15 protein-coding genes and 1 pseudogene are annotated in these 12843 nt (G+C 60.3%); 11 read left to right on the top strand and 5 right to left on the bottom strand.

Features of this window, described 5'->3' with window-relative positions; all coding sequences use genetic code 11:
- Positions 1-455 (top strand): type VI secretion system baseplate subunit TssG (locus tag AS156_RS42950; RefSeq protein WP_201456073.1); only part of this gene is annotated, 455 nt, incomplete at its 5' end.
- A gap of 246 nt (positions 456-701) precedes the next feature.
- Positions 702-1001 (top strand): hypothetical protein, encoded by a 300-nt coding sequence (locus AS156_RS20130; protein ID WP_066507881.1) that lies wholly within the window; start codon positions 702-704, stop codon positions 999-1001.
- Between the two features lie 45 nt (positions 1002-1046).
- On the opposite strand, the gene AS156_RS43395 is transcribed toward AS156_RS20130, so the two are convergent.
- Positions 1047-1301 carry a hypothetical protein gene (locus tag AS156_RS43395; protein ID WP_201456078.1) on the bottom strand — a complete coding sequence of 85 codons (255 nt, stop codon included), beginning with the start codon at positions 1299-1301 and terminating at the stop codon, positions 1047-1049.
- Between AS156_RS43395 and AS156_RS46080 the strand changes: the two genes are divergently transcribed.
- Positions 1288-1779 carry a Fic family protein gene (locus AS156_RS46080; RefSeq protein WP_082747635.1) on the top strand — a complete coding sequence of 164 codons (492 nt, stop codon included), beginning with the start codon at positions 1288-1290 and terminating at the stop codon, positions 1777-1779. The two genes, AS156_RS43395 and AS156_RS46080, sit on opposite strands and share 14 nt — an antisense overlap.
- Here the strand turns inward: AS156_RS46080 and AS156_RS20120 are convergent.
- Genes AS156_RS20120 through AS156_RS42945 form a run of 3 tightly spaced genes read right to left on the bottom strand, consistent with a single transcriptional unit; the run spans position 1703 to position 2747 of the window.
- The gene (locus tag AS156_RS20120; protein WP_066507878.1) at positions 1703-2278 is read right to left on the bottom strand and encodes a Fic/DOC family protein; all 576 of its coding nucleotides are present in this window, start codon (positions 2276-2278) and stop codon (positions 1703-1705) included. The genes AS156_RS46080 and AS156_RS20120 overlap by 77 nt on opposite strands.
- Positions 2278-2487 carry a hypothetical protein gene (locus tag AS156_RS20115; RefSeq protein ID WP_066507876.1) on the bottom strand — a complete coding sequence of 70 codons (210 nt, stop codon included), beginning with the start codon at positions 2485-2487 and terminating at the stop codon, positions 2278-2280. The genes AS156_RS20120 and AS156_RS20115 overlap by 1 nt, the downstream gene beginning before the upstream one ends.
- Before the next feature lie 35 nt (positions 2488-2522).
- Positions 2523-2747, bottom strand: a complete 225-nt coding sequence (locus tag AS156_RS42945) for a DUF6290 family protein (RefSeq protein WP_066507873.1) — start codon at positions 2745-2747, stop codon at positions 2523-2525.
- A 63-nt stretch (positions 2748-2810) separates the two neighbouring features.
- Between AS156_RS42945 and AS156_RS42940 the strand changes: the two genes are divergently transcribed.
- The 6 genes and pseudogenes from AS156_RS42940 to AS156_RS41005 all read left to right on the top strand — a co-directional run.
- A complete protein-coding gene (locus AS156_RS42940; RefSeq protein WP_066507871.1) occupies positions 2811-3089 on the top strand; it encodes a multiubiquitin domain-containing protein in 279 nt (92 codons plus the stop codon).
- 12 nt (positions 3090-3101) lie between these two features.
- Entirely contained in the window at positions 3102-3491 is a 390-nt protein-coding gene (locus AS156_RS20100; protein ID WP_082747633.1) for an E2/UBC family protein, read from the top strand.
- Complete coding sequence (locus AS156_RS20095; protein WP_066507865.1) at positions 3488-4873, top strand: ThiF family adenylyltransferase; 1386 nt, start codon at positions 3488-3490, stop codon at positions 4871-4873. Before AS156_RS20100 ends, AS156_RS20095 begins: the two co-directional genes overlap by 4 nt.
- A complete protein-coding gene (locus tag AS156_RS20090; protein ID WP_066507863.1) occupies positions 4870-5205 on the top strand; it encodes a ubiquitination-like system serine protease family protein in 336 nt (111 codons plus the stop codon). Before AS156_RS20095 ends, AS156_RS20090 begins: the two co-directional genes overlap by 4 nt.
- On the top strand, positions 5202-6098 hold the full coding sequence (locus AS156_RS20085) for an SDH family Clp fold serine proteinase (protein WP_082747632.1): 897 nt from the start codon (positions 5202-5204) through the stop codon (positions 6096-6098). Before AS156_RS20090 ends, AS156_RS20085 begins: the two co-directional genes overlap by 4 nt.
- 837 nt (positions 6099-6935) lie before the next feature.
- A pseudogene (locus tag AS156_RS41005) lies at positions 6936-7228 on the top strand (insulinase family protein); the annotation flags it as partial.
- Between the two features lie 164 nt (positions 7229-7392).
- Here AS156_RS41005 and AS156_RS41000 read toward each other — a convergent pair.
- Positions 7393-7947 carry a DUF2478 domain-containing protein gene (locus AS156_RS41000; RefSeq protein WP_082747649.1) on the bottom strand — a complete coding sequence of 185 codons (555 nt, stop codon included), beginning with the start codon at positions 7945-7947 and terminating at the stop codon, positions 7393-7395.
- 789 nt (positions 7948-8736) lie between these two features.
- Between AS156_RS41000 and AS156_RS40995 the strand changes: the two genes are divergently transcribed.
- Together AS156_RS40995 and AS156_RS20065 are read left to right on the top strand one after the other, a co-directional pair.
- Positions 8737-9552, top strand: coding sequence for a Ulp1 family isopeptidase (locus AS156_RS40995; protein ID WP_066507859.1), 816 nt, complete (start codon positions 8737-8739; stop codon positions 9550-9552).
- A 698-nt stretch (positions 9553-10250) separates the two neighbouring features.
- A complete protein-coding gene (locus tag AS156_RS20065) occupies positions 10251-12272 on the top strand; it encodes an acyltransferase family protein (protein ID WP_082747630.1) in 2022 nt (673 codons plus the stop codon).
- The last annotated feature ends 571 nt before the right edge of the window (positions 12273-12843 follow it).

Here is a 12843-nt window from a genome sequence, read left to right as displayed (position 1 = left end):
TGCCTCATGCCGGTGTCCTTGCCTTGCCCAGCCGGTCGGCACGTCTTGTGGCCGGCGTGATTTCCAGCCATCTCAATGTTCCGGCCCGGGTCGAGGAATTCATCTGGCGTGAGATCGATATTCCACCGGAAGCCCAGTGGCGCCTAGGCCGGCTTGGCCTTGAGCTTGGCATTGACACCCTTGCTGGCGAAACAATGCCGGATGTGGCGGGCAAATTCCGGATCTGCCTCGGGCCGCTCAACCAGCAGCAGTTTCGCTCTCTGCTGCCCGGCCGCGAGGCTCACGGCATCCTTTGTCGCCTTGTCAATGTCGTTCTGCGCGAGCCGCTCGCCTGGGATCTCCAGTTAGAACTGGCGCCGGCGGAAATGCCCGAATGGACTCTTGGCGAAGGGGAATTGGGCTGGACGACGACGATCGAACCGTCCAAGCGAGGGGCGAGCTCAATTCTATTGTGATTGTTTGCGAGTTTCTCGTTGCGGCGTCGCTGCTACGGTCGGGCCCGTTAGTGACTGGGCCGCTGGCTGATGCCTCGCTGTCACGGTGCCAGTGGCACGGGGAACCTGTCAGATATTGGCGCGAGAATGGTTTTCACAATAACTCCATTGAGTGATCGTTTTTCACAGTGTGGGATTAAATTTCGACGTCTCAAGCGCCCTGTGAAGAAAATTCGAGCAATGAGCGTGTTTTCACGTGGATCCATCATGGGCGAACGCTTTTCGGGGTTGGTGAGTGTTTTTCGGGATAGGCGGCTGCCAGAGCTCGCCGTCCCAGCGGGCTACGCGGCCCTGATCGACGCTTACAAGCTTCCTGTCCCGGTTGCTCGGACCCTATCGGCCATCGGCACCAAGCACCGCATTGAACAGGGCAGCTGGCGCATCTACACGCCGCGACATGCCCCGGAGGCCTCTCTTGACGGGCACCTGACGTTTGCCCTCAAGAACAAGGGGGTAGACCTTGACGTCTTGAAGCGGCTCTTCCTCACCTTAAAGTATGCGCACTGAACGAATTTATCGCGCAGGATTGGAAGGAGCGCGCACGAGCGGTTGTCAGCGAAGTCCCCAAGGATCTGCTTGCGCGGACGGCGGCGTTCCTCGAAGTCCAGCTACGTGATCGAGGGCGAAAGGCCGCCCCAAGATCGCATTCAGTGGTGGGGTCGTGCGATTGGCGATGCTGGTCGCACACCGCTCGATCAGCAGGAGTTTCTGCGCCTCTAGGGCATCGTGATCGCCGACGAGCGCTTTGTGAGACTGGGATCCCGACAAGAAGTCGGCTTTGTCGGCGAGCACGATGGCGACACTCAAAGGCCGATCTCGGACCACATCAGTGCGCGGCACGAGGATACTTCCTCGCTCATGGCGGGGCAGATTGCCTTCGACCATGCAGCAGAAAAACGATCTCGATCCCGTTATAGCTGCAGCAGTGCTCGCATTCAGATTTTTTTACATCCACCCGTTTGAAGACGGAGTTTGCCGTAGGCGGCTTTTACTTCATTCTGCAACTGCTCCAAGCCATTGGGCGGCCAGCTTCGTCTGCCGACGGCTGCATTCCAAAGACGCAGGATCGCCGCTAATTCACGTTCCGCTGCCGCCTTTTCGCGCCGAGTTGCTCCAAGTGCGTTCTGCCTTTTGCAATGGTGTTCCGGGGCGCGCGAAGCACCGTTTGTCCTTTTGGACGACGGCCGGACTGATGCGCATTGAAATATTCAGCGCAGCAGAGACCTCAGCTCGGCCGAAAGCGGCACCAGATTGCCAGCGTAACTCGCGATCATGGCCGGCATGAAGCTCTCGCGCCGGACGCGCGCGAAGTCGAGCGCAAAGCCCGCAGTCTCGCCGAGCATCGCCATAAATGCGAGCTGCGAGCGGCCATTGCCTTCACGAAAGGGATGAATGGCGTTGAGCTCGCCGAGGAACCGCGTGGCCTCCGCGATGAAGTCCTCTGGGCCGTCTGCGCCGAGCGCCGCGGGCAGGGTGGCGAAGAGCTTGGTCATCTCGCCGTCAATATACTCAGGATAGCAGAAGGGATTGCCGCCCTTTGCTGTGCGCACCGTGCGGTATTTACCGGCCCAGCGATAGACATCCTGGAAGAGATGGCGGTGGACGCGGCAATAATGGCGAGCGTTTAGCTTGCCGCGCGGCAGCGGCTCGCGGGCGCGCAGCGTGGTCATTTCGAGTTCGAACGCTTCAAGCTGCGCCGCGTCGCGCAGGCCGAGCTTGTTCTTGAGGGTGGTCGTGCCCTTGTAGGCGTAGGGGTCATCAAAGCCGTCGTAGCCGGCCGCCATCAGCCGCGCGACTTGGCGTCCCGATAGGCCCGGATGATCTCGGAGCGCTGATCGTCGGGCGACAGCTTCCGCTTGCTCATGTCGGCGAGCCGCTTGCGGCTGGCGGCGCTTAGGCTGATCCCCTCAACAGCGGTGATCGCAGCGAAGGTGCGCTGGCCGAGGACATGGCCGGGTGTGCTGGGCTTCAGCCCCTTGGTGGTCTTTTTCATGGGTCCTCGTCGTGTCGAAGCTCGCCGGCCGACGTCTAACGGTCGAGCAGCTTGCGCGCCTGGGAGATCCGGTCCTTTAAGCCCGCTTGGAACCCAGGATCGCGCCGGCGGGTCTCGATATGGGTCGTGATCGCGGCGCGGATGATGTCGGAGACGGGCAGATTCTCGACACTGGCGACCATCTCAAGGGCTTGCGCCTGCTCCTCGGAGAGACGGACGGTCATCGCTTTGGCTTGTTTCATAGCGCTTTTTTGCACCATATCGCCCCTCTTGTCAACCGGCGTGGTGATGTGGTATCACGGTGGCAATATGCGGAGGTGGCTATGAGCGACAAGCACGACGATGACGACAAGGAGCGGCCCGACCGCCCAAAGACCTTCGAGATCAAGATCGATCGCACGACCTACAAGGTCTCGGAGCCGGTCCTCACCGGCGCGCAACTGCGGCGTTTGCCGGAGCCCGACATCGGCCCGGACCGCGACTTGTTCGAGGTCGTGCCGGGCGGCTCCGATCTGAAGATCGAGGCCGACGCCACGGTCGAGATGCGCAATGGCCTGCGCTTTTTCACCGCACCGGCGCAAATCAACCCGGGCCGTGCTTGAGGGGAAGGGCCGATGCTACCGCCCATTGACGAGGAGTATTTGCAGGCTCGGGCGCCAGGACATGCCGTGTCTCTTGATGGCGGCATGATCGCGATCGTCATTCCGTCCTTTCCGCTGCCGAACGGGTTCGCTGCCACGGCCGCGGATCTCCTGCTGCGGCTGGCGCCCGGCTATCCCGACATGCAGCCGGACATGTGGTGGTTCGCGCCGGCGATCCGGCGGGCCGACGGTCAGGTGATCGCCGCGACCGAATTGCAGGAGGTTCATCTCGGCCGCACCTGGCAGCGCTGGTCGCGTCATCTCAATCCCGGCCAGTGGCGGTCCGGTATCGACTCGCTCGAAAGCTACTTGGCACTGGTCCGGAAGGAACTCGAGGCCGCCGCAAGGGCGCGCGCGGCATGATCACGACCCTCGTCCTTCCCGAACCGCTCGCCGACGAGATTGCCTCTGCTACCCGCAACCCGCTCGAATGCGCCGGCGTGCTGCTTGCGCGTCGCGTCGATGTCGGCGCGGAGGTCCGTCTCCTCGGGCGGTCGCTGCATTGGGTGCCGCAGGCGGCCTATAGCGAGCAGAGCCCGCATCACATGCTGATCGGCTCCGACGGCTATGTCGGCGCGCTCGGCGCGGCCGAAGCCGACGGCGCCGTGCCGATCTGGTTCCATACCCATCCCGGCGACGGCGGCGTGCCGTTGCCGAGCAAGCTCGACCGTCAAGTCGATCGTGATATCGCCGATCTCTTCCAGTTGCGCAGCGGCTCCGGCATCTACGCGACGCTGATCGCCTCGCCCCGCGGCGAAAGCTTCGTGTTCAGTGGCGAGCTGACGCCTGAGGGCGAGGCCGCGACATCAATCGATCGCGTCTGGATCGTCGGCGAACGCTGGCGGTTGATCCAGAATTTCGCGCGCGCGGCGTCGGCGCCAGATGCGATCTTCGACCGCAATGTGCGCGCCTTCGGCCCTGATATTCAGGGCGTGGTCGGCGATCTGCGGGTCGCGATCGTCGGGTCTGGCGGCACCGGATCGGCGGTCGCCGAGCAGCTGGTGCGACTCGGCGTGCGCCATCTCCTGCTGATCGATAATGATAAGCTCTCGGCCAGCAATGTAACCCGCGTCTATGGCTCGACGCCGGGCGATGTCGGGGAAGCCAAGGTCGACGTGCTACGCGCCCATTTGAGACGGATCGCGCCCGATCTCGTCAGCTCGACGGTCAAGGCGATGACGACGGTCAAGTCGGTGGCCAAGGCCCTGCGCGCGGTTGATCTGGTATTCGGCTGCACTGACGACAATGCCGGGCGTCTCGTCCTGTCGCGCCTGTCGACCTTCCTGCTGACGCCCGTGATCGATGTCGGCGTCCTCCTGAGCAGCGACCGCAGCGGCGCTCTGACCGGAATCGACGGCCGAATCACAACCCTGACGCCGGGCGCCGGTTGCCTGGTCTGCCGCAACCGGGTCGACATGGCGCGCGCGGCGGCGGAGGTTCGAACGCCCGAGGAGCGTCAGAAGCTGGCCGACGAAGGCTATGCGCCGGCGCTCGGTCAGGTGGAGCCCGCGGTCGTGGCCTTCACCACCGCTGTGGCGGCCGCCGCCGTCAATGAGCTGCTCGACCGCCTGATTGGCTACGGCCCGCCCGAGCGGCCGACCGAGACGCTGCTGAGGCTGCACGAGCGCGAGATCTCCACCAACCACGCAGCGCCCCGGGGCGGGCATTATTGTCATCCGGGCGCAGGAAAATGGGGCGCCGGCGACGAGGAGCCGTTCCTCGGCCAGCTCTGGGGCGCGGAATGAAGGTCTCCTTGTGGGAATGGCTTCCCTTTTGGCGCTGGCGCGTGATCGGTCAGGCCGGCTCGGCCGACGAGGTGCCCGATCGGCTGCCGCGCAACGCGGTCGCGCTCGTCGGCGAGGCTGGCCGCACCAAGTGGATCATCTTCGACTGCCCGTGCCGAACCGGCCACCGGATCATGCTCAACGCCGACCCGGCGCGGAGGCCGCATTGGACGTTGAATCACGTCCAGCGACTAACCATCTCTCCAAGCATTGACTACCGCGGCAGCGAGCGACGCTGCCATTACTTTATTCGTAGCGGCCGGGTCGAATGGGCCGGGGACAGTGATCGATGAGTGACAGTGAAGAGGGAATAGAAGAACCGCAGTCGATCGCGCCGCAGCCCCCGCGGGCGATCGAGAAGACCCCGATGTTCACGGCGATGAACGCGGCGCGCTATCAGCGCCAAACGCTCATCAAGGACATTGAGACCGAGCACCCCAAATTGCTATGCTATGTCGCCGGCAACAAAGCGTATGTCGACCGCATCGACACGCTGGGCTTTGTCGACATGCTTCACAACGTCAATCCCGGCGATCCGATCGATCTCCTGCTACACACGCCGGGCGGCGACGTCGATGCGGCCGAGAAGCTGATCGGGCTGGTCCGCAGTACGACGGGCGAGCAGGGGCAACTTAGGGTCATCATTCCGGACTACGCCAAGAGCGCCGGCACGCTGATGGCGCTCGGCGCCAATGCGATCGTGATGAGCGACTCGTCCGAGCTAGGTCCGATCGACCCGCAGGTGTCGTCCCGGGACGGGAACGGCTCAGACGTCGTCTATTCCGTGCTGACCTACCTCAACGCCTATGACGCCGCGCGAAAGGCGCTGCGCGACACGCCCGACGATCTTGCCGCGCGGATCACCTTCGAAAAATTCGATCCGACGATTGTGCGTAAATTTCAGTCGGTAAGGGACCGGGCACGCTCGTTCGCCGAGAACCTGCTCAAGCGCCGTGGCAAGAATTTCTCGAAGATCGCCAGCGAACTGATGGACATTAACAAATATCAATCGCACGGCCAGATGATCGGATGGGAAACCGCCAATGAGATGGGTCTGACGATTACGTATATGCCGTCGACCGATCCAGTGTGGCGCAAATACTGGGCACTCTATTGCCATTTGCGGTTGGCGATCGAATCCGAGCAGCGGATTTTTGAATCGAACTATGTGTCGCTGCTGCTCTGACACAGGGCATGCGCACGAGGAGCTCTATAGCTCATGACATCGAGCGGCGCCTTGGTCGCTCCGGTCCGCATTGACGATTGTGCGTCTCCGCGATCACCAAGCACAGGCCTCGTCGTTGTTTGGACGAATTGTGGGGAATCGTCTGAGAAACTTTAGAAAGGCATGCAGGCCTTCGGAGCTAGCGACGGCTGCCGGGCGGCGGTTTTGCAAATTTTCTTACGGTGAACCGGCCACAGAATTGAAAGACGGTTCACGTGTGTTGGGAAGCAGATTTGATCCGGACACATAGTCGCGTTTGGAGGTCGTTACGATGGCTCGGCCATGTCGTTGCTCTGGGGGCGTCCCACTGGCGCGAAGCGTGGCTCGAAGTTCAGGGCGACGGCGATCTCAAAGGTACGATTGGCGGTGACGATTGAGCCGTCGTCGGCCGACCATTGTATTCTGTGCGGCGGGGGGCGTAACCGTCGTTAGATGCGACGCGCGCCAGGTTGATAAGATCGACATTGTCCGTTGTAGGACGGTGTTGGACGTGCGACAGGGCTCATTCGGGTGACCCATTGTATTTAGGAGAGTTTTTGCTCTGGCACGGGGAATGCCTTGGGATGTGAGCATATGCGATGGTCCCGCGGAAAAAGCACAAGCTCTCGATTGGATGATCGCAAGAGCCTCGCAAAACCAGACATTGGATCCGATCATGATCTCTTTCCTTGCTGCCAAACGCCGCAATGGAGCTTCTAAAGGGCCATTCGGATCCGGCAGCTCTATGTCGATGACAACGCTGCGGCGTGCTTTCCTTCTCCGACGTTTGGGGTCGGCTGTCGACAAAGGTCCCGATGTATTCATCCCGATCGGGGACAGCTCACGACTTGCACTCTCTCCGCAGGTGGCGCAATCGTCCAAACGGACACATCGGCTCCACCTTGCCAACTTCACGCTCAGCAACCGGACTTCAGGTGCTCGTGATTCCCGATCGTCGCACGCCTGTCGTGACGGATATGATCCGGCACAAGGTCGGCGCTTCCGACAAGACACCGGGCAAGTCCCGGCTCGCACATTTTCTTGAACATCTCGTATTCAAGGGCACCGACAAGCATCTACTCGGCGAATTCTCCCAAACCGTGTTTAGCATCCTGGCCACGTCCTATTGTCTTCGAGGTCGCACAACAGATGCCGTGGTAGGCCAGGCCGATCGCTTAGCAAACGCTGTGTCAGCGCTTTCCAGTGGACATCCGCCATCTCGTGAATGGATGTGAGCGGAGATCGCTTCAGGGAAATATCGTACCGCACGGTTCAATTATTTTAGTATCTCGCAGATCGTCGGGCGTTCGTGCAGGGGTGGACGTCCGTTTGAGAGTCCACGCCACCAGCCGCCTAGGGCGGCACGATCGCACGCAAGTTTTACACTCATGCCATTTGCAAATTCGATCCAATCAGTGAAACGATGGCCGGCGACCGCGACCACCACCGGAATGTCGGCATCGCGTGCACGTTCGATCAAGTAGACCAGCCCCTTGCCGGCGCACTCTCGCCTGCCGAAGCGATTGATGATCATGAGGTCGGCTCCGGCCTCAAGCGCGCCGGCAATCCGCGCGGCAGCGTTTTGGAGCCGTTCGAGATCTAGACGGCAACCGTGCTCGACCGGGGCGAGATTTTTGGCAAGAGATAGCTTTTCACCATTGTGGACCAGCACACCGTGCAGACTGGAGTCGGCGCATTGACCAACCTGCACCATGCCGACAACTCGATGGCCTTGCGCGCTCAGGTCTGTCGCGAAATCATGCAGAACCGAGTCAGGATTCTGATCTGCTCCATAGACTACGGCGGCGAGATCGCATTCGGCATCGAACATGGCCTGCCTCATTCTTGTGCGCAATAAAACCACGGCAGTACGGCCGCGATTTTATGATACCCGCGTCAAATTGTAGTTCAATTCGGTTCCTACGTTGTATCGCGGTATATATCACGATTTCGACTGAGCGGCCATCTGCCTTTGCCATGCGGCTTGTGCGTCAAGAATGCCTTCTTCAGTCTGACTCGAACTATCTCACTACTGTACGCCTTCACGTATGAGGCGAGTGCGGGTTATAGTGGAGGTAATGGTCTAGCCTTCGGTCCCGTGCTCCGACGCCGGATCGCTCGAATTGATGACTGCGAAGGATACGTTGCCTTCAATTCCAACCAATCCTGCGACGGGTTCTTTGAGAGGACGTTGCCAATGTCGCCATCGCGGCCTACACGTGCTGAGCCATCCCTGGCCGTCGGTGATCTTGAGCGACTCGCGCCGTTAAGCCCCACTTCGAGCTGCTCGGATCTGCCGTCCCAGCTGCCATACATTGCGGTCGAGACACAGGCCGCCGTGCCGGCGGAAAACTTCAGACATGCAGAGGACTTCACACATATCGTCGGCTTGGGATGGGACCATGGTTGCCAATCGGCGCCCGATCCTCTGATCGGTTCAATGGACAAAAAAGCCGTCCTGCCGGCGACACCGCTCCAGCCGCGACCACATTTTTACATCAGTGGTCGGCCTTACACGGCTGAGCTCGGGCAAGGGATAAAGGACGCGACCCTAAACAATCCGCGAGGACTTAGCGTTACGCTCGTTCCGGGACATGGATTTCAATCGCTAGAGCCCGTGATGGCGGACGTCGAAGGCGTGCCGAAACAGGGGGGAGATACATCGTCATTGAACGGCGCTTCGACGTCCGCGATCCCAACGAAAAGTTCCAAAGGCTGTGGACTGTGGTGGTGTTTTAAATCAGCTTTTGCCAAATCCTTCCGACGGAGTCGTCGCGAAACCTCGGCAGGCCGTCTGGATCAACCGGCAGGGCAGCCCGCTGGATCGCGTATCCCACCGCAGCCGCTGCAGCTCGGCCCCGAGGATTGGCTGGGTGACGAGCATATCACGGCAGACTACACCCTCCTGGAGCGGGAGTTGCAGAGCGACAATCCGGATCTGGCCGCACGGACGCGGCTTTTGCGGCCCGCACAAGCACATCTGCTGCGCTTGACCGAGGACGATCTCATCCGACAGGACGCCTTGTGGGGAATCATCGAGGATGGAAACAATAATGATACCGCCAACTACTTGTTCCTGCCAGTGAACGATGGGAGTTCAGATAAAAGCAATGACGGTACGCATTGGTCGCTGCTGCTCGTGGATCGTCGCGATCCGGGAGCGGTGGTTGCCTATCACTACGATTCCTTCCGGAAAAGTAACAGCGCAAAGGCAAACCAGCTCGCAGCAAGGTTGGGCGCCAGCCTGCAGACCGCCTCCATAACCGAGCAGCGAAACCATTATGATTGCGGCGTCTTTGTGCTGGACGCCACACGAGCGCTGGTTGGACGATTGGCGCAAACAGAGCGGACCGACGACGAATTGCTGCGCCTCGACAACCTTGTCGCCAATCGGCGGGCCCTCCAAGACCGACTGAGCGCTTATGCGCCTTTGTAACACAGAACTCCGTAAGAGCTCGGGTTGATGGGGCGCACTGGAGCTGCTTTTGCCGGCAATAAAGCCTGCCAGAATATCCGCCGGCCGCCGATCTACAGCTTGGTCAATCCGCGTTCGGACGACTGGCGGGGTACGAGGACAGGTGTTTGGGCTCTCGCACAATCTCGCGCCGCACCTCGCACGCGCTGTAGAGATTCGGGTTACAAATCAAAAGGCACCGAGCATGGCGTGTTTATGATCGCAGCGATCAGGCGTTTTCCAGCGCCTCCTATCTGATCCCAACATCGCTCAGAATGACCCGGGAAGGCGCAAGTCCATTAAGGCGGCGCAGCTTTACACTGCCGTTTCGATGCGAGCGGAGGCCATCCTGCGAGGTCTGATCGATCGCTAAAGTGTATCCGTCCGCTGTCTGTCCGGTCATGTGAGAGCGTGGGGTTCTTGGAGATAGAGGCCGGGGTGCGCGATCAAATCATCGATGAGATACGGCGGATACGCGCCGAGCATATCTAAACCAAGGTATGAGTTGCTCCAGTCCCTGTCATCAATAGGACTTGCGCGCGAGATCTGACCTTTTGAAGGAGTCAGTTCCGGGACGCTTCGACGATTTGGGTTCGCTGAGCCTAGCGTTGAGAGGTCAGGGGAAATCATCGAACGCGCTAACCCGGCGTTAGTGGTAGCACCTCGATTTTAAGGGCGGCATGGAATTCACGCGCGAACGCGTCGGCGCGGTATGGAAATCTGGTGTGTTTGCCTTGCGCGCGCGGTTGCGCGCCAACGATGGCGCTCCACTTGATGGTGTTGATCGCCCGGATTCCATCCGGTATCGGCCAGAGATTGACGGCCTGCGCGCCATCGCGGTGCTGGCCGTGCTGGCATATCATGCGTTTCCACGAGCCGTGCCCGGCGGCTTCGCCGGCGTCGACATTTTCTTCGTCATCTCCGGTTACCTGATAACTGGAATCATCATTCGGCAGTCGCTGGAGAAACGCTTCAGCTTCGCAAACTTCTACGCTCGTCGAATCTTAAGGATATTTCCTTGCCTTGTTGTCGTGATCTTTGTCACCTTCGTCATCGCATGGTTCACATTCCCTGCCGCTGAGATGGAGGCGCTCGGAACCAGCATCAGGGGCGCGGCCGCCTTCATAGAGAATTTGGTGCTGCACGAACAGATCGTCGGATACTTCGATCCTCAGGCAGAACGTCTTCCGCTTCTCCATCTCTGGTCGCTCGGAATCGAGGAGCAGTACTACATCGTATGGCCGGTTGCACTGTTGCTGATTTCGCGTTGGCCAGCGCGCCGTATGGCAATCGTGGGAGCGCTTGCACTCGGCTCTCTTTTTGTCTGCCTCCTGACGCCGCCGATCGAGTCCGCCTGGGCATTCTACTCGCCCACGACCAGGGCATGGGAGCTTCTCGCCGGATCGCTCGTAGGCCTCCGCCTGTGCAACAGACCGGTCGAGCCGGCTCGCTCAGTCGCCACGGCGCTCGCTCTGGCAGGATTGGCTGGGATCGCGTTCACATTCTGCGCATTCAGTGCCGGCTCACATTGGCCTGACCTCCGGACGGCCGTTCCCGTGTTGGCAGCCACGGCCCTGATCGCGACGGCCAATACGGTCGTCCATCGCCGCATTCTGTCGGCCCGCTCATTGGTCATCATCGGGCGTATAAGCTATCCCCTTTATCTTTGGCACTTCCCGCTGATCGCCTTTGCCAAGATGAACATGAACGGCGCCGTACCGGCGCTGCTGATGTCCGAACTTCTCGCGCTCAGCGCGCTGCTGGCGTGGTTGACCTATCGGTTCATCGAGCAGCCGATCAGGTTTGGCGCGGCTGCGATCAGATGGAAGATCGCACCCTTGGCTGTCGCGATGGCCGCAACGGGGCTCATCGGCATTGCTGCGGTCAATACACGGGGCCTGCCGGTACGCTTCCCACAACCGATCCGCAACCTCATGTTGTCTGGCACAGAAACTGAGAGCCATTGGCGACGTGCCGCGTGCCTTTTGATGCGTCAACCCGCATCGGAGTTCGCGAGCGAATGCGCGGGCCAAGGTGGTCGTCCGCTGCTGCTGATCTGGGGCGATTCCTACGGTGCCGCCCTTTATCCCGGGCTGCTCCATTTTTCCGCCGAACGCGGGTATGATGTCGCGCAGTATACGGCGTCGGCCTGTCCGCCTCTAATCGGTTACAGCCTGTCCGAGCGGCCGTACTGCAAGAGCATCAATGACGATGTTCTGTCACGGATAAAGCGCCTGCGGCCCGACGTTGTCATTCTCGACGCCACTTGGGGACAGACTGAAACCGTATTACGTCAGGACCTGCCGCGCACAGTGGCATTGCTCAAGGCGGCGCACATCACCAATATCGTCATCATGGGACCGCCACCGGGTTGGCTGGGCGGCGGCCTGTCGCAGAACATCCTCTACCATTATCGGGAAACTCACCAGGTGCTGCCTGTACGGACGTTCCACGGATCGACCGATACATGGACGAGGCAACGCGATGCGCAACTGCAGGAACTGTCGCACGAACTCGGCGTCCGTTACATTTCGGTCCGCGATATCTTTTGCAACGAGAGCGGTTGTCTGAGCCGGATCGGTCCCAATGATTCTGAATTGACGGCGTTCGATTCCGGGCACCTGACTGTGCCCGGGGCAACCTTCCTTGCGGCTCGGACCGTGGACGATATACTCAATGCAATCGCGCCCCCTCCTCAATGATCGCTACGCGGACCATGGTGCTGTAAAATGTGATCTCGATGAGGAATCCGCCTTCAACTGCTGAGCGCAACCGCTCGCACTCTCGGTCCACCATCTTGTGCCCGCCGCCAGCGTTTCGCATGGCAGGATAATCCTCAAATACACTGTTCACAGGGCAGGTTGCTGACGTGGCTGTTGATTACAAAACAAGGCAAGGATCGGGGCTTGATTTGTCGTGACGTTACAGAGATAGCAGATGTGGGCGGTTCTCCGTTTGACAGGATGGTAACAGACGTTTGGCCTGATCACTTGCTATCAGATGCCCGGCCCGTTTGCGCGGACAAAGTCCGATGGTCGCGATGGCGTTCGCTACGCCCGCGATCCACGATCGAGGCGATGACGATCAGTAGGATCAGACGATGCAGCGGATGGCTCTATGCTCGCTCGCACTCATAATCGTGCCATCAACGTGTGGTCCTTGCAATTGATGCCATTCGGCGGAAGCCTCATCGTCAGAACCTAAATGCCGAAGAATCTCGTGATCGCGTTTAAAGCCGCTTCATCTTCTCGTACGTGCTTGCAACAAGGTGGG

Source organism: Bradyrhizobium macuxiense (assembly GCF_001542415.1).
In the GTDB taxonomy this organism is placed as follows: Bacteria; Pseudomonadota; Alphaproteobacteria; order Rhizobiales; family Xanthobacteraceae; genus Bradyrhizobium; species Bradyrhizobium macuxiense.
The sequence above is the reverse complement of the archived record's forward strand: the minus strand, read 5'-3'. Positions and strand labels throughout refer to the sequence as shown.